Source organism: Marinimicrobium locisalis (assembly GCF_039822625.1).
Lineage (GTDB): Bacteria > Pseudomonadota > Gammaproteobacteria > Pseudomonadales > Cellvibrionaceae > Marinimicrobium > Marinimicrobium locisalis.
On record NZ_JBDLLG010000012.1, the window covers coordinates 66,423 to 81,535 of the forward strand.

The 15,113-nt window shown below is 59.1% G+C and carries 15 protein-coding genes and 3 tRNA genes; 5 read left to right on the forward strand and 13 right to left on the reverse strand.

Annotated elements, in window-relative coordinates:
• Positions 1 to 205: 205 nt before the first annotated feature.
• A complete protein-coding gene (locus tag AAE514_RS09120) occupies positions 206 to 739 on the forward strand; it encodes a retropepsin-like aspartic protease family protein (protein ID WP_347331223.1) in 534 nt (177 codons plus the stop codon).
• Positions 736 to 1,587, forward strand: a complete 852-nt coding sequence (gene nadC, locus AAE514_RS09125) for a carboxylating nicotinate-nucleotide diphosphorylase (RefSeq protein WP_347331224.1) — start codon at positions 736 to 738, stop codon at positions 1,585 to 1,587. The genes AAE514_RS09120 and nadC overlap by 4 nt, the downstream gene beginning before the upstream one ends.
• On the opposite strand, the gene AAE514_RS09130 is transcribed toward nadC, so the two are convergent.
• Both AAE514_RS09130 and AAE514_RS09135 read right to left on the reverse strand, forming a co-directional pair.
• Complete coding sequence (locus AAE514_RS09130) at positions 1,584 to 2,468, reverse strand: class I SAM-dependent methyltransferase (protein WP_347331225.1); 885 nt, start codon at positions 2,466 to 2,468, stop codon at positions 1,584 to 1,586. The two genes, nadC and AAE514_RS09130, sit on opposite strands and share 4 nt — an antisense overlap.
• A 67-nt stretch (positions 2,469 to 2,535) precedes the next feature.
• Positions 2,536 to 3,189 carry a YiaD family glycine zipper/OmpA-like lipoprotein gene (locus tag AAE514_RS09135; RefSeq protein ID WP_347331291.1) on the reverse strand — a complete coding sequence of 218 codons (654 nt, stop codon included), beginning with the start codon at positions 3,187 to 3,189 and terminating at the stop codon, positions 2,536 to 2,538.
• Between the two features lie 142 nt (positions 3,190 to 3,331).
• Here AAE514_RS09135 and AAE514_RS09140 point away from each other — a divergent pair, with 142 nt between their 5' ends.
• On the forward strand, positions 3,332 to 3,856 hold the full coding sequence (locus tag AAE514_RS09140; RefSeq protein WP_347331226.1) for a leucine-rich repeat domain-containing protein: 525 nt from the start codon (positions 3,332 to 3,334) through the stop codon (positions 3,854 to 3,856).
• Positions 3,857 to 3,901: 45 nt separating this feature from the next.
• On the opposite strand, the gene AAE514_RS09145 is transcribed toward AAE514_RS09140, so the two are convergent.
• The 9 genes from AAE514_RS09145 to queE all read right to left on the reverse strand — a co-directional run bounded on the left by AAE514_RS09145 (position 3,902) and on the right by queE (position 9,981).
• Positions 3,902 to 4,165, reverse strand: a complete 264-nt coding sequence (locus AAE514_RS09145; RefSeq protein ID WP_347331227.1) for a PilZ domain-containing protein — start codon at positions 4,163 to 4,165, stop codon at positions 3,902 to 3,904.
• Positions 4,166 to 4,294: 129 nt separating this feature from the next.
• The gene (locus AAE514_RS09150; protein WP_347331228.1) at positions 4,295 to 5,461 is read right to left on the reverse strand and encodes an NlpB/DapX family lipoprotein; all 1,167 of its coding nucleotides are present in this window, start codon (positions 5,459 to 5,461) and stop codon (positions 4,295 to 4,297) included.
• 74 nt (positions 5,462 to 5,535) lie between these two features.
• A complete protein-coding gene (gene dapA, locus AAE514_RS09155) occupies positions 5,536 to 6,411 on the reverse strand; it encodes a 4-hydroxy-tetrahydrodipicolinate synthase (RefSeq protein WP_347331229.1) in 876 nt (291 codons plus the stop codon).
• Positions 6,412 to 6,582: 171 nt separating this feature from the next.
• Entirely contained in the window at positions 6,583 to 7,644 is a 1,062-nt protein-coding gene (gene nadA / locus AAE514_RS09160) for a quinolinate synthase NadA (protein WP_347331230.1), read from the reverse strand.
• Positions 7,645 to 8,220: 576 nt separating this feature from the next.
• Positions 8,221 to 8,296, reverse strand: a tRNA-Lys gene (locus tag AAE514_RS09165).
• Between the two features lie 46 nt (positions 8,297 to 8,342).
• Positions 8,343 to 8,418 (reverse strand) — tRNA-Lys (locus tag AAE514_RS09170).
• A gap of 46 nt (positions 8,419 to 8,464) precedes the next feature.
• Positions 8,465 to 8,540: transfer RNA gene (locus AAE514_RS09175), tRNA-Lys, on the reverse strand.
• Between the two features lie 95 nt (positions 8,541 to 8,635).
• Positions 8,636 to 9,316: a 7-cyano-7-deazaguanine synthase QueC gene (gene queC / locus AAE514_RS09180; protein ID WP_347331231.1), complete on the reverse strand. Its 681-nt coding sequence runs from the start codon at positions 9,314 to 9,316 to the stop codon at positions 8,636 to 8,638.
• A 14-nt stretch (positions 9,317 to 9,330) separates the two neighbouring features.
• Positions 9,331 to 9,981: a 7-carboxy-7-deazaguanine synthase QueE gene (gene queE / locus AAE514_RS09185; RefSeq protein ID WP_347331232.1), complete on the reverse strand. Its 651-nt coding sequence runs from the start codon at positions 9,979 to 9,981 to the stop codon at positions 9,331 to 9,333.
• A 142-nt stretch (positions 9,982 to 10,123) separates the two neighbouring features.
• Between queE and AAE514_RS09190 the strand changes: the two genes are divergently transcribed.
• Together AAE514_RS09190 and ftsH are read left to right on the forward strand one after the other, a co-directional pair.
• Entirely contained in the window at positions 10,124 to 10,453 is a 330-nt protein-coding gene (locus tag AAE514_RS09190; protein WP_347331233.1) for a hypothetical protein, read from the forward strand.
• Positions 10,454 to 10,530: 77 nt separating this feature from the next.
• Positions 10,531 to 12,465, forward strand: a complete 1,935-nt coding sequence (ftsH, locus tag AAE514_RS09195; RefSeq protein ID WP_347331234.1) for an ATP-dependent zinc metalloprotease FtsH — start codon at positions 10,531 to 10,533, stop codon at positions 12,463 to 12,465.
• A gap of 214 nt (positions 12,466 to 12,679) precedes the next feature.
• On the opposite strand, the gene AAE514_RS09200 is transcribed toward ftsH, so the two are convergent.
• Positions 12,680 to 13,477: a PhoH family protein gene (locus tag AAE514_RS09200; RefSeq protein ID WP_347331235.1), complete on the reverse strand. Its 798-nt coding sequence runs from the start codon at positions 13,475 to 13,477 to the stop codon at positions 12,680 to 12,682.
• A 306-nt stretch (positions 13,478 to 13,783) separates the two neighbouring features.
• Positions 13,784 to 15,091 carry a sodium ion-translocating decarboxylase subunit beta gene (locus tag AAE514_RS09205; RefSeq protein WP_347331236.1) on the reverse strand — a complete coding sequence of 436 codons (1,308 nt, stop codon included), beginning with the start codon at positions 15,089 to 15,091 and terminating at the stop codon, positions 13,784 to 13,786.
• Positions 15,092 to 15,113 lie beyond the last annotated feature (22 nt).

Consider the following 15,113-nt stretch of genomic DNA (forward strand, 5'->3'; position numbering starts at 1 on the left):
CGATTTACCTGCCGGATATGCCACTGTCGAGACTATTTACAATTTCTGAATTAAGTATACCCAGGATCACGACACATCCCAGGGACAAATGGTAATATCGAGACCCCTATCACATAAATGACTAACTGCTTCTATTTCTTAGAAAAGATTGATTGGGCGCCCCCCAAAATGGGGGGTTGTCGCTATAAAAACCGGTGACCGTTTTATGACACAGGACCAACTGCCCGGCCAGCAGGCCGGGCGCGGCATGATGATGGCCGCCTGGGTGATCGGCCTTGCCCTACTGACCTGGGCGTTTGGCCTGTGGGAGGACCATAAGGAGAACCCGAATCGCGATCCGCTCAGCCGCAGCGTGAACGGCATCAAGGAGGTGGTTCTGGAGCGCAATAACGCGGGCCACTACGTGGCCAGTGGTCGAATCAACGGCGAAGAAGCGGTATTTTTACTCGATACCGGCGCCACCGATGTGGTGGTCAGCCAGGACCTGGCCGAGCGCGCCGGCCTGAGGGCCGGGGCGCGGCAGCTGGCGCAGACGGCGAACGGACGGGTGGAGGTTCGCGCCACACGCCTGGACCGCCTGAAGCTCGGCTCCATCGAGTTGCGTGATGTCCCCGCAAGCATCAACCCCGCCATGGGAGGCCCCAAAGTCCTCCTGGGCATGAGTGCCCTCGGGCAGGTAGAATTCAGCCAGCAAGGCGGCCAACTCACACTGCGTTATTACGGTAGCAACGGACAATGACAAACCTCTCCTCTGAACTGCAAGCGGATATTGACGCCAGGGTCCGTGCCGCCCTGGCCGAGGACATCGGCTCGGGCGATATTACCGCTCAATTGATTCCCTCCGACCGGGGCGCCCACGCCCGGGTGATTACGCGGGAGGCTGGCTGTTTCTGCGGTCGCCCCTGGGTCGAAGCCGTATTTTCAGCCCTGGACCCGACCACTCGTATCCACTGGAAAGTCAGCGATGGCGATACGCTACGGGCCGACCAGACCCTGTTTGAAATCACCGGCAATGCCCGCGTGCTATTGACCGGGGAGCGCACGGCGCTGAACTTTGTGCAGACACTCTCCGGTACCGCAACAGTAAGCGCCCACTACGCCCGCGCCGTGGCCGACACGCCCGTCACGCTTTTGGACACCCGCAAAACCCTGCCGGGCCTGCGGCTCGCCCAGAAGTACGCGGTACGGTGCGGTGGCTGTGCCAATCACCGGGTCGGGCTGTACGATGCGTTTCTGATCAAGGAAAACCATATCACCGCTTGCGGCGGTATCCCGCAGGCCGTGGCCAAGGCCCGGGAGATCGCCCCGGAACGACCGGTGGAGGTCGAGGTGGAAACCCTGGCCCAACTGGAGCAGGCGCTGGCGGCACAAGCCGACATTGTGATGCTGGACAATTTCGCGGAGCAAGAACTGCGCGAAGCGGTACGGATTAACGCCGGCCGGGCAAAGCTGGAGGCCTCCGGCAACGTCACCGATGAGACCCTGCCAGCGCTGGCCGCCACTGGAGTAGACTATATTTCCATTGGGGCCCTGACCAAACACTGCCGGGCGCTAGATCTTTCCATGCGGCTTTCTATCGAAGACTAGAACAATGCTGGGCTGGGCTGGGCAGAGCTACGACGCCGATGAGGGGGCTCGTTCAAGCGCTCCGGCAACTTCCGCAGGGCATAAACATCAAATCGACTGCTTTTCCCCTCCACTCGATGGCTGGGCGGGCGCCCCGCCAGGTCAGGCGCCTTACGGGGACGCTTGACCACCACGCGATATCGCGCCGCGTCCAGGGCCGGGCCCAGTAAGTCATCGGCGTCGGCATCCGCACCCACCAACCGGTGGAAGGCCCGCATTTCCTTTTTAACGTCGGCGGATTTCTGTCGCTCGGGAAACATCGGGTCCAGATACACCACATCGGGCTGTTGGTCGGCGGCCACGGAACTGAGTACGGGGCACCCTTCGGCGGCCTGAAGCGACAAACGCTCTAGAATCGTTAGCAGCTCCGCGTCTGCGGTGTGAGCCGCGCCTGCTTTGGCGCGAGCGAGTCCGTCCTGCAAAAGGCGATAAACCAGCGCCGAGCGCTCGAGCATGTGCACGGAACACCCCAGGGTGGCGAGCACAAAGGCATCCCGCCCCAGCCCCGCGGTGACATCCAGCACCGACGGGTAAACATGCGCTTTCAGACCGACGGCCTTGCCGATCATCTGGCCTTTACCGCCCCCGAAGCGGCGCCGGTGATCGACCGCGCCCCCCAGAAAGTCCACAAAAACCGGGCCAGGCACTTTCCGTCCGGTGTGATACAGCGCCAGGTGTGGCGTGTCGTATACCAAAGCGAAGGCGGGCGACTCCAGAGCCTCCGGCTTGGCATTCATCAGCAGCGGCACTTCAAGCTCATGGGCGGCCCGAGCCGCTTCAGCCTGGCGCTCGGCGACCCGACAGATCACCACCAGGGGCGGTTTTTCGGAAGATTCAGTCATGGGGTACTCTACAACGTAGGCGGGGCAGTCTCGCGCGCGTCCCTGCGCGCCCGGCTAACGAACCGGCTTATTGCTGCATGGGCAGCAGTTCAAGCTCTACCCGACGGTTAGCCTGACGACCTTGATCGGTGCTGTTGCTGGCAACCGGGTAGCGCGAGCCGTAGCCTTGGGCCTGAATACGGCCGGACGCCACGTCGCGGCGAATCAGGTACTGGCGAACGCTTTCCGCCCGCTGCTCGCTCAAGCGCTGGTTCAACTCGTCGCTGCCGGTAGAGTCGGTGTGGCCGCTGACTTTAATGGCGGTTTTGTCGAACTCTTTCAACACCTTGGACACCGAATCCAGCACGCTGTAGAACTCAGAGCGGATCTCGTAACGACCAGTGGCAAAGGTAATGTTACCGGGCATTATCAGGTACAAACGATCGCCTTCGCGACGAACCTGAACGCCGGAGCCTTGGAGTTCATCCCGAAGCTTGGCTTCCTGACGGTCCATGTAGTTGCCAACCCCGCCGCCAATGGCGGCACCGGCGGCGGCACCCGTCAGCGCACCTTTCTTCCGGTCGCTCTTACTGGCGGAAGCCGCACCGATAACGGCGCCCGCTACCGCACCAATACCGGCGCCCTTAGCGGTATTGCTGGTTTTCTTTTCCCCGGTGTAGGGGTCTGTCGTGGTGCACGCTGCGATGGCCAAAACGGCACACATTGCCAGTAAACGTTTCATCATTGATCCTCAATCCTCTAATAATAATTCCAAAAAATGAAAACCGAACCACCTTGTCACTGGCCGGGAATCGCACTGGCAATTCCCGGTTCCAACTGCCATCATTGGCGACAGTAACGGTTTCGACACTATAGGTAGGGCCATGGTTCACAGCAACAGCTTAGCTCACACTTCGGGCATTTTGACGACTCTATTCTCGGCCATGCTGCTCAACGCCTGCGCCGGCTACTCTGTGAGTGTCAATGATAACCCGGTTTATAACCCCCCTACACTGTTTACGGATTTCCGCTTGGTGGACGGGGCCCTTCATGACTGCGTCCAGCAAACGATTGAAGACCAGACGATTACCCAGGCCAGCCAGCTAACTCAACTCAACTGCAGCAGTGCGGGCATTGAAACTCTTGAGGGACTATCCGCCTTTCCGGCTCTTCGGGCGCTCAGCCTAAAAGACAACGCCATCACCGAGCTAAGGCCTCTTAAGCCTCTATCCCGCTTGGAAATCTTACTACTGGAAGACAATGATATTCGTTCGGCCGAGCCACTACTGGCGTTGCTTCGCCTAAAAGAGCTGGATCTAAGTGGCAATACCAACCTAGCCTGCGGCGATGCCCAGCAGTTAAAAGACCATAGTGAGGGGGAAATCACCTTACCCGAGCACTGCCGTTAAGGGGGCGCTGAAACACCTTAACGGGAACGTTGTTTCACCGGCTGACTAATCGAACATCAAACCTACGCTATTGCGCAACTGATGCATGACACGCATGCGTACCGGTTCGTCATTGATGGCGCCCACCATTTTCTTAAATCGGACCATGACAATGGTGCCAACAGGGGGGCGCGGCTGGTTTTCAACCAATACTCGGGCCCCGCCATCGGAGATATCTTGGGTAAAACCGACAATGGTCCCGAAGCTGGGATGCGTCATTTCCACTCGTATACTGGTGGAGGTGCGCTCGTGTTGGCGACGATCGATCACAGTGCGCTCCTTTTCTGTTATTCCGGCCCGGTCACTACCCCGGGCGACTACTCCTAAGCATAAGCAACCCCCAACAAAAACGCCAGCGAAACCCTCTCGCTGGCGTTTTCGGGTCGTTACTCCCTGATGTTAAATCAGGTTTTTACGCAACACCGACAGCATGTCCCGCGCCTTGCGAGCGGATAAGCGCTCCCCGTAGGCGGTTCTCAGCCGCGCCCGAAGCGCGCCATCGGCGTCTTCACTGAGAATCAGCAAATACCCGGGCGCTTTGGGCAGACGCTCCTCGGCGGCCTCTGCCTGCTCGGGAGTGGCCGTCATGCCCTGAGGAAGCGCTTCGCGTAACTGCGCCAAGCTGTACTGAGTCTCAGGGGGTTGCGGGTCGGCTTCGGCGCCAAACAGGCGCGCCAACCAGCCCGGCGCTTTATCCGGCGGCTGACGATAACCCAGGTAGAAGAGACCATCTTCCGGGGCGCTATCGTAAATCGTGAACCCTTCCTGCTTCGCGGAGTGGCTCAGAGTAGCCAAGGCACGCGCACGATTAAGTTCAAGCTCCAGGACCGGCTCGCCATCAACGTTAACAATACGTGCCTTAACGTCGCCCCCAATATTTTGGGCGATCAGGGAGGTCCCACCGGCGGCGCCCATGTCTTCGGTCGCGAGCGTAGCGGCCAGCTCGTCGAGCAGAAAGCTTTCCCGCTCATCGCTGGCGGATTCATCCGGCCAACTGGTGAGCTGGGCCTGGGTGGCGCTATCGCGGTCCAGGCTCATATGCAGGATGTGAATTTCACTGGTATCGGGCTGGACCCCGCGATCTATCCGGATTCGGTAGCGGTCGATTCGGCCGGGGTCGTCTTTGAAAGACAACCAGCTGGTTTCCAGCAGGCCCAGCTCGGTGTTGGTTGAGGCCACTTCGAGGTTATTGTCGGCGAGAAAGGCGCGAATGCGAGGCCACAGCTCGGCCGGCTCCACGTTTACCAGGATCCAGCGCTCGCCATCCAGGCTCTGAATCTTAACTTGCTCCTGCAAAGCGTTGACAGAGAGCGGGTCGGGTCGAGGGGCTTCAAAATTTTCGGTGTCCTGAGCGTAAGCCAAATCCTCACGGGTGAGCGCCGGAATCTCGTAGCGTTGGCCCAACGCCTCACGATTCAATTCCTCCGGGACTTTTAGCGGCTCCAGGCTGGCGGCTTTGAGATAGTCGTCTTCCCGGTTGCGAAAATAGCCGTCTTCCCCAAACAACACACCACAGCCGGAGAGCGTGAAGCTAAACCCGACCAACAACCAATACACAATGCGCATAAAATTCGAAACTCTCCAGTGAGTTGTGCGTATATCTGTTATTTGCTTTTCACGCCTTTGAACGCACTCCGAAATCAAATCAGGCCGGCGTTGCTCAACGCCTCGCTTACCTGTTCGTGAAAACGTTCGGACAGCGGCGTCATCGGCAACCGAATGCCGGATTGCACCCGCCCCATTTGCTTCAGCGCCCACTTCACGGGTATGGGATTGGCTTCCACGAACATGGCGTTGTGCAAAGGCATCAATTGTTCGTTGAGCGCTCGGGCCTGTTCGGCCCGACCCTCAATAGCCAGGGCACAGAGCTCGGCGATTGCCTTGGGTACGACATTCGCCGTCACGGAAATATCCCCCTTCCCCCCCAAAAGCATTAATTCCACCGCCGTGGCATCGTCGCCGGAGATCACAATAAAGTCATCAGGTGCCTGCTCGACCAGGGTTTTGGCCCGAACCATATCCCCTGTGGCCTCTTTCACTCCCTTTATATTGGGAATACTCGCCAACCGCAAAACGGTTTCGGGCAACATGTCCACGCCGGTGCGCCCCGGAACGTTATACAGGTACTGGGGAATGTCGACCCGCTCGGCAATGGTCTTATGGAACAGGTACAGGCCTTCCTGAGTGGGCTTGTTGTAATAGGGCGTCACCAGAAGGCAGGCATCCGCGCCCGCGCGTTCAGCCCCTTCGGTCAGCTCCAGCGCCTCACTCAGAGAGTTGGCCCCGGTTCCGGCGATCACGGGAATGCGTCCATTCACCTGGTCTACCACGGCTTTGATGACATCGAGGTGCTCTCCGATATCCAGGGTGGCCGACTCGCCGGTCGTCCCTACCGCGACTATGGCATTGGTGCCCTGCTCCAGGTGCCAATCCACAAGCTTACGCAGAGCGGGCCAATCCAGAGAGTTGTCGGGGGTCATGGGTGTGACCAGGGCGACCATGCTGCCTTGTATCATGAGCGGGGGCTCCAATTGGCTAAGTTTTGTGTGCTTGTGACTGCGACGCCTGCCGTGGGTTCGCACGGCGAGCCTGTAAAAGCCGGCTATGACGGGGAACGCAAAGGCGCAATGGTACTGAGCGGCGCGGCAGCAGGCAAGCTTACCGCGCCATTAGTGCCACGGGGCGGGTTATTTTTTAAAATCCAGCATCCGTTGCAGGGGGATCATGGCCTTGCGGGCCAGCTCCGGGTCAACAAAAATCTCGTTATCGTCCTGCTCAAACACGCTGGCCAGGTTTTCAAGGACGTTCATGGCCATCCAGGGGCAGTTGGCGCAGCTGCGGCAGGTAGCGCCGCTGCCCGCCGTGGGGGCGACATGGAAGGTTTTGTCTGGGCACAGCTGCTGCATTTTGTAGAAGATGCCCTGATCGGTCGCGACGATGAACGCTTGATTCGGGAGCTCCTGGGCGGCCTTGATCAGCTGGGAGGTCGAGCCCACCACATCCGCCATGGCGACCACCGGTTCGGGAGACTCGGGGTGCACCAGCACCGCCGCCTCCGGGTAGAGCGCTTTGAGGTCTTCCAGGCCGCGGGCCTTAAACTCTTCGTGCACGATACAAGCGCCATCCCAGAGCAGCACGTCGGCGCCGGTCTCCCGGCGAACGTAGTCGCCCAGGTGCTTGTCCGGGGCCCAGAGGATTTTCTCGCCTTTCTGGTCCAGGTAGTCGACCACGTCTTTGGCGATACTGGAGGTCACTACCCAGTCGGCGCGAGCCTTCACGGCGGCGGAGGTGTTGGCATAGACCACGACGGTGCGATCCGGGTGTTGGTCGCAGAATTCGGCGAACTGCTCGGGCGGGCAGCCCAAGTCCAGGGAGCAGGTGGCTTCCAGGGTGGGCATGAGTACGCGCTTTTCGGGGGTGAGGATTTTGGCGGTTTCGCCCATGAATTTCACGCCGGCGACGATCAGGGTGTCGGCTGGGTGTTCTTTACCGAAGCGGGCCATTTCGAGGGAGTCGGCAACGCAGCCACCGGTTTCTTCGGCGAGGGCCTGGATCATGGGGTCGGTATAGTAATGTGCCACGAGCACGGCGTTGTGTTCGTGTAATAGTTTTTTAATACGCTCGCGGTATTCTGCTTCTTGTTCTGGGGTGTACCGAGGCGCTTCCCAGGCACGATCGAGATGCTCCCGAACCAGCTCTTCCGGGCTTTTCCGGGCGGTTTCGGTCACAATCAGATTTTCCGCTGTCATAGGGTCACCTCACAAAACACCTGCTTCAGGCTGGCAGGCAATAGTACCACAGGGCCAGATAGGGCCCCAATGCTCTAAACATTGGACAGTATTCTGCGCCTAATGCTTCCCTGCTCCTTCGGATTCACTTGATGTTGGCTCCTGCTGTGCCGGTATCGAGTCCGGTCCGGGGTAAGCGAGTGGCATCTGGTCCGGTCCGCAGTCGGGTGCACTGTTCCCAGACACGCCGTAAACCCATCCCTGGGGGCTCGAATCGCGAGTCCCTCGCTCCACGGTCTGGGAACAGTGCACCCGACTGCGGCCCTCAGTGCCAATAGCGTCCACGGATGAGGATTCCTGCTGAAGGTTGATCCTCGCACTGAGGCCCGGGGTGGGGTAGACCGGTTGTAGACTCTCTGAGGCATGGATGCCGATGAGAAGCCCCCAAGGATGGGTTCACGGCGGGTCTACAACCGGTCTACCCCACCTCGGGCCGGACGTGATGCCAATGTAAATCTACAGCGAGTTACCGCATCACGGCATTTTTGGTGGGTGCGCTTCGCTTACCACACCCTACGGGGTATTCAGGCTGGGAAATGGTGGGTCGTGCTGGATTCGAACCAGCGACCAATTGGTTAAAAGCCAACTGCTCTACCAACTGAGCTAACGACCCAAAACGGTAGGTGCGGCGCGGGAAAGCGCCAAACGTGCTTTAAAGATGGTGGGTCGTGCTGGATTCGAACCAGCGACCAATTGGTTAAAAGCCAACTGCTCTACCAACTGAGCTAACGACCCAAAACGGTAGGTGCGGCGCGGGAAAGCGCCAAACGTGCTTTAAAGATGGTGGGTCGTGCTGGATTCGAACCAGCGACCAATTGGTTAAAAGCCAACTGCTCTACCAACTGAGCTAACGACCCAAAGAGGCGCGTATGATAAAGATTCAGACAAAAAAAACAAGCGCTTTTTGGCAGAAAAAGGCAAAAAAACGCCAAACAAACCAACAGCTTAAGCCCTACTCCGAGCGGTAGCGGGTCGGATCGGGCACGCCCGCCTCCTCAAAACCCGCGCGGCGCAGGCGGCAGCTGTCGCAGCGGCCACAGGCCTCGCCGGCCTCATTCGCCTGGTAGCAAGAGACCGTCAGCCTATAATCCACCCCAAGCGCCTGGCCCCTGCGGATAATTTCGCCCTTGGACCAACGCATCAATGGCGCCCGGATACTCAGCTTCTCGCCCTCTACCCCGGAGCGGGTCGCCAAGTTGGCCATCGTCTCGTAAGCCGACACGTACTCCGGCCGGCAATCCGGGTAGCCCGAGTAATCCACCGCATTAACCCCAATGAAAATGTCGTTGGCCCCAAGCACCTCGGCCCACCCCAGGGCGATGGAGAGAAAAATCGTATTGCGAGCGGGCACATAGGTTACCGGAATCCCCTCGGACTCCGACTCAGGCACGTCGATAGCCGTATCCGTCAGCGCCGAGCCACCAATGCTTTGCAGGTCCAGCGTCACCACCTTGTGCTCCGTGCTACCCAATGCCCTAGCGGTGCGCTCGGCCGCATGCAGCTCGGCGCGGTGGCGCTGGCCGTAGTCGAAGCTGATGGTGTAACAGTCGAATCCTTCGCTTTTCGCGATGGCCAGTACCGTGGTGGAGTCCAGACCGCCGGAGACCAGAACAACGGCTTTGGGCTGAGGCATGGGGAAATTCCTCTCTAGTAGCCCGGCGCGTCGCCCCAGAGCAGCTTGTGAAGCTGGAGCTGGAAGCGCACCGGGAGATTGTCTTCAACGATCCAGTCCGCCAGCTGGCGGGGCTCAAGCTGGTCAAAACTGGGGGAGAACCACACATCATCCACCCGCTCGGCCAGCCGGTACTCGTCCAGCTTGAACACGGCCCAGTCGTAATCCTGGCGGCTGCAGAGAACGAACTTTACCTGGTCGTGGGGCTGAAGCAGCGGGATATTCTCCCAGCGGTTCTTGGCCACCTCGCCCGAATCCGGCGTTTTCAGGTCCATCACCCGACTGACCCGGGTATCCACCTCATCCAGAGGCATGGCACCACTGGTTTCCAGGGACACCGAATAGCCCGTATCACAAAGACGAGTCAGCAGGGGCAAGCAGTTGGGCTGGGCCAGCGGCTCTCCTCCGGTTACGCAGACGTACTGCGGCCGGTACTGAGCCACTTGCTTGAGAATGGAGTCCAGAGCCATTCGCTCGCCGCCGTGGAAGGCGTACTCCGAGTCGCAGTAGTGGCAACGAAGCGGGCAGCCGGTCAGGCGCACGAATACCGTGGGCCGACCGAGGGTTCGGGCCTCGCCCTGCAGGGAGTGGAAAATTTCGGTTATACGAAGGCTGTCGTCGGTCATTTACGTCGGAATCAGTGCGGGCGGCTTGAAAGAGACGGCAGTTTAACCAAACCCCGCGCCGGATGCGAGCCTTCGCCATTTGCCGACCCATGGTGAGGCTGGTATTCTTATCGATTCGCCCGATTTTCCTGTCCCGAGACTTATGAAACCCTCCAAGACCAAACGCGACATACGCGCCGAGCTCGATCGGCAGATGGCGGACTATCTCCGCTCTGGTGGGAAGGTGCGCGAAGTGCCCCGCGGGCTGAGCGGGCGCATTGACCCCAAGGGGCCTCTCACGCCGCTCTTTACGCCCCGCAACAGCGAAAATCCGCTGGCCGGCCGGACTCCGTTGACCGAGGTGGTCGCCGCGGTAGAGTCCCGAAAACATCCGATTCCCGCTCCCAAGAAACCCAAGAAAAAGCGCCCTCGGAAAAAAATGATTCTGGACGATTTCGGGCAACCGGTACGCTGGGAATGGGTGGAAGACTAATCCAGCCTTGAAATGACACTTGGCGCGTCCACCTCTCCCATTAATGCACTCTTTGTTTATGGCTCGGTGGAGGTGTAATGATGGACAACCATTCTCAAGGCTCCCGACAGAGCAATCAACGCTCAGGTGACGGCAAGTCTCAGGAGCCTTTTACCAACCCCAACCCTAAGGAGCCCCAGCCCCCGCGCACTTGGCCACGCTTTCTCAATATCCTCCTACTGGGCCTTTTGCTCTTCTATCTGATCCAGGTATTTTCCCAATCGGGAGTCGAGAAGCTGACCTACACGGAATTCAAGAATCGGGTCACCAACGGCGAGGTCCAGGAAGTGACGGTGCAAGGCCACCAAGTAACCGGGGAGCTTAAAACCGGGGAACAGGGGAGCGGGACAACCCCTTTTCGCAGCCACATTCCCGAGTTCGCCGACAGCAATCTGTTGACGCTTTTGGAGGATAACCAGGTTACCATCAATGCCGAGCAGAGCGGTCAGGACTGGTGGTCGCGCCTGTTAATCAGCTTTTTACCCTGGTTGATACTTCTAATAATTATCGTCTATTTTGCCCAGCGCATGCAGAAACAAATGGGCGACCAACAGGGCGGGATGTTCGGTTTCGGTCGATCCAAGGCCAGGCGCTTCCGCCAGGACCAACCCACCAATACCTTTAGTGACGTCGCCGGCTCAGACAACGCCAAAAAGGATCTGCACGAGATCGTCAGCTACCTGCGCGACCCGAGCTACTACCAGCGCCTGGGGGCCAAATTGCCGCGCGGCGTCCTGATGGTCGGCCCACCCGGCACGGGCAAAACTCTGATGGCGCGTGCCGTGGCCGGCGAGGCGGATGTCCCCTTTTTTTCCATTTCCGGCTCCGAGTTTATCGAAATGTTTGTCGGGGTGGGCGCCTCCCGGGTACGGGACATGTTCAACGAGGCGCGCCGGGAAACGCCATCCATTATCTTTATCGACGAGTTGGATGCCATCGGCCGCTCCAGAGGCACTGGCGTGGGAGGCGGCCACGACGAACGCGAGCAGACCCTGAATCAGATCCTGTCGGAAATGGACGGCTTTTCACCCCACGAAACAGTGGTGGTCATCGCCGCCACCAATCGTCCCGATGTACTCGACCCGGCCCTGCTGCGCCCCGGACGCTTCGACCGAAAAGTCACTCTTGACCGCCCCCACAAGGAAGCGCGCGAAAAAATTCTGCAAATACACGTTCGTGACGTGGAGCTGAATACCAACGTCGACCTGAACACAGTGGCCCGACATACCGTGGGCTTCTCCGGCGCGGATCTGGAAAACCTGGTTAACGAAGCCGCCCTTTTTGCCGGCCGTGAAAGAGCCGAGAGTGTGGAGATGAAACACTTTGATCAGGCGCGCGACAAGGTGCTTATGGGCTCTGAGCGGGAGCAGCATATAGGGGAAGAAGAACGGCGGATCATTGCCTACCACGAGTCCGGCCACGCACTGACCGCCCTACTCTTTCCGAAGAGCGACCCCCTGGAAAAAGTCACCATTATTCCTCGCGGCCAAGCTCTGGGACTCACCGAACAGGTTCCCGATGAAAACCGACTGAACATGGGTGCCAGTTATCTGCATGATCGCCTTGCGGTGATGCTCGGTGGCCGCGCGGCTGAAAATCTGATCTTTGGTGAGTACAGCAGTGGCGCGGAGAGCGATATCGAACAAGCGACACGTCTGGCCCGGCGCATGGTAACTCGCTGGGGCATGAGTGATGCCATCGGCCCCATCTCCTGCGGCTCCACTCAGGAAGAAGTGTTTCTGGGTCGGGAAATCTCCCGCGAACGAGACTTCAGCGAGAGGACCCTGGAACGGGTTGACGCTGAAGTCTACAACCTCCTTACCGATATCGAGGCAGAAGTCAGCAAGCGATTGGCACGGCAACGCAACCGGTTGGAAACACTGGCAGAGGCTCTGTTGGAAGAGGAGACCATTGAGGCCGAGCGCATCAATGAGCTCCTGGGCGAAGACTTCCCCAGCGCTCAAACCAGATAGAGTGACCAACCCTTGCAGGCCTGTCATTTAACGGGGAGGCATTTCTTCGACCGAGCATTTCCCGTCGGGACCGTTGGTTTTGAACCCAAACCTTCTGTACCCGCAACGGTGATTATTGAAGGTAACCCAGTACACGACGAAGGGGTTCTGCAACGACATTTCCTAGGCCCGACGCTGGGAGCGTCGGGCAGGTGGAGTTTAAAGGCGGTGGATACTATACTAACTCGTATCGATCCATAATATCCCGCACCAGACCACTGCGGACGATATCTTCACGATCGAATTTGTGGATGTAGACGTTCGGCAATTCTCTCAACCGATCCACCGCGTCGGCGAGGCCGTTGGGGCCGCGAACGTCGCTCTGGTCGATATCCCCATTGATCACCACGCGGCAGCCTTCCCCGATGCGGGTCAGGAACATTTTCATTTGGGCCGGCGTGGTGTTTTGGGCCTCGTCCAGAATCACAAACGTTCGGTTGCTGAAGGTTTTCCCACGCATAAACGCCAGCGGCGCCGCCACAATGCGACCGTGCCTCAAGCAGTAGTCCACGGTGCCCGAGCCCAAACGTTCGGCGAGAATTTCCCGGAAAGCGTCGATATAGACAGAGAACTTTTCATCCAGGGCGCCGGGCAAAAAGCCCAGTTGCTCACCTGCCTCCACCGCCGGACGCGTGAGAATAATGCGCTCAATCCGCCCGGACTCCAGAGCTTCGGCCGCCAAGGCGCCTGCACAGTAACTCTTACCGGTACCGGCAGGGCCGATGCCAAAGGTCAAGTGGTAGCGTTGGATAGCGTCGATGTACTCTTGCTGAGCGGTGGTGTAGGCGGTAAGGGGTTTGTTGGCGCGGGGTGGTGCGTAGGCGGTTTGAAGTTGTCGGGAAGCATTGATTTCAACAATGTTCCCGTCCGGTGGCGCTCGGTGTCGACCATGCTCTTCCTGGAGGATGCGGTCCCGCTCCTCAATGTAGCTCCGCTGGTGACGTTTGCGCTTCGCGTGAGATCGTTTCGCCATGGATAAATCCCCATCAGGTTCCAGGTGAACAGGGTATGCACGGGGTTGGCAGACGAACTGCGGTGGCCAGCTCCCGGCCCTGCGTAACTCAAAGGGTAACGCGATTTCGGGGCTGACAGAGGCGCCCCGACACAACAGTGTTGTTGGCTGGCTCCTCCTCTTCGTTGGTGGGTGATGCAGCGCTGATTAATCAGCACTCCCTAAAAATACTAGGGGGTTTTCGGGAGGGGGTCAATGCTTTTTGTGAAAGCCATTCACCGGGGAGGGAAAAGCTTCGGGAGCCGAATGGCTCCCGAAACGTCGATTTTACATGGCGGAGACCATGGAGATCATGACCCCGGCCGCCACGGCGGAGCCGATAACCCCCGCCACATTCGGGCCCATGGCGTGCATCAGCAGGTAGTTCTGCGGGTTGGCTTCCAGCCCCACTTTGTTGGATACCCGCGCGGCCATCGGCACGGCCGACACACCGGCGGAGCCGATAAGCGGGTTGATTTTGTGACGAACGAACAGGTTCATGAACTTCGCCATCAACACCCCCATGGCGGTGCCGATGCAGAACGCCACCACGCCCAACAACAAGATCCCCAACGTTTTCGCATCCAAGAAAGCAGAGGCCGCAAGCTTAGAGCCCACCGCCAAGCCGAGAAAGATGGTGGTGATGTTGATCAGGGCATTCTGGGCGGTATCGCTCAAGCGCTCCACCACACCGCACTCGCGCATGAGATTACCGAAGCAGAACATGCCCAACAGTGGTGCGGCGGAGGGCAGCAACAGGGCCACCAAGACCAGCAATACGACCGGGAAGACGATCTTCTCACGACGGGACACCGGCCGAAGCTGTTCCATTTTCATGGTTCGCTCGGCCTGGCTGGTCAGCGCCCGCATGATCGGGGGCTGGATCAAAGGTACCAGGGCCATATAGGAATAGGCCGCCACCGCAATCGCACCGAGCAAGTCCGGCGCCAGAATGCTGGAAACGTAGATCGCCGTGGGCCCGTCGGCCCCGCCGATAATACCAATGGCCGCCGCGTCGGCGATGGAGAAGTCCATCAGGCCAGCGGCAGATAACCCGACCGCCCCCATAATGGTCGCGAAAATACCGAACTGGGCGGCCGCCCCCAAGAACAGGGTTTTGGGGTTGGCCAGAAGTGGGCCGAAGTCGGTCATCGCGCCGACTCCCATGAAAATCACCAGAGGGGCCACACCAGAGCCAATGGCGACCTGGTAGAAAGTATAGATCATGCCATTGGTGTAGCCATGATCCAGCGCCACCTTGTGCGCGGCGGCCAGCTCTGTGGCGGAGGCACTCTTATAAAGTTTCAGCAGCTCTTCGGCGGAGGTATTGGCGGCCACGCCAAAGACGTCCGCCAGGTCAGCCAAGACGGCCGCCCCGCCCACATCGATCGCCTGTTGAGCGGCCGACATGGCCAGGCCCGCGCCGGGGATATTGGCCATTATGCAGCCGAAACCAATGGGGACCAGCAATAGCGGCTCAAAGCCTTTGCGAATGGCCAGAAACAGCAACAACAGGCCCACCAGAATCATGGCAAAAGTGCCCCACTCCATCTGGTTAATGCCCGATTCCTGCCACAATCGAATGAAATTATGCATAGATCGCTCTCAATCTCGTTTC

What these genes read in the sequence shown, in the direction of transcription:
- queE (WP_347331232.1), bottom strand. Translation starts at nt 9,981, where the DNA reads ATGACCGACGACAGCCTTCGTATAACCGAAATTTTCCACTCCCTGCAG.
- queC (WP_347331231.1), bottom strand. Translation starts at nt 9,316, where the DNA reads ATGCCTCAGCCCAAAGCCGTTGTTCTGGTCTCCGGCGGTCTGGACTCC.
- AAE514_RS09120 (WP_347331223.1), top strand. Translation starts at nt 206, where the DNA reads ATGACACAGGACCAACTGCCCGGCCAGCAGGCCGGGCGCGGCATGATG.
- AAE514_RS09205 (WP_347331236.1), bottom strand. Translation starts at nt 15,091, where the DNA reads ATGCATAATTTCATTCGATTGTGGCAGGAATCGGGCATTAACCAGATG.
- AAE514_RS09140 (WP_347331226.1), top strand. Translation starts at nt 3,332, where the DNA reads ATGGTTCACAGCAACAGCTTAGCTCACACTTCGGGCATTTTGACGACT.
- nadC (WP_347331224.1), top strand. Translation starts at nt 736, where the DNA reads ATGACAAACCTCTCCTCTGAACTGCAAGCGGATATTGACGCCAGGGTC.
- AAE514_RS09190 (WP_347331233.1), top strand. Translation starts at nt 10,124, where the DNA reads ATGAAACCCTCCAAGACCAAACGCGACATACGCGCCGAGCTCGATCGG.
- AAE514_RS09130 (WP_347331225.1), bottom strand. Translation starts at nt 2,468, where the DNA reads ATGACTGAATCTTCCGAAAAACCGCCCCTGGTGGTGATCTGTCGGGTC.
- dapA (WP_347331229.1), bottom strand. Translation starts at nt 6,411, where the DNA reads ATGATACAAGGCAGCATGGTCGCCCTGGTCACACCCATGACCCCCGAC.
- AAE514_RS09135 (WP_347331291.1), bottom strand. Translation starts at nt 3,189, where the DNA reads ATGAAACGTTTACTGGCAATGTGTGCCGTTTTGGCCATCGCAGCGTGC.
- AAE514_RS09200 (WP_347331235.1), bottom strand. Translation starts at nt 13,477, where the DNA reads ATGGCGAAACGATCTCACGCGAAGCGCAAACGTCACCAGCGGAGCTAC.
- nadA (WP_347331230.1), bottom strand. Translation starts at nt 7,644, where the DNA reads ATGACAGCGGAAAATCTGATTGTGACCGAAACCGCCCGGAAAAGCCCG.
- ftsH (WP_347331234.1), top strand. Translation starts at nt 10,531, where the DNA reads ATGATGGACAACCATTCTCAAGGCTCCCGACAGAGCAATCAACGCTCA.
- AAE514_RS09150 (WP_347331228.1), bottom strand. Translation starts at nt 5,461, where the DNA reads ATGCGCATTGTGTATTGGTTGTTGGTCGGGTTTAGCTTCACGCTCTCC.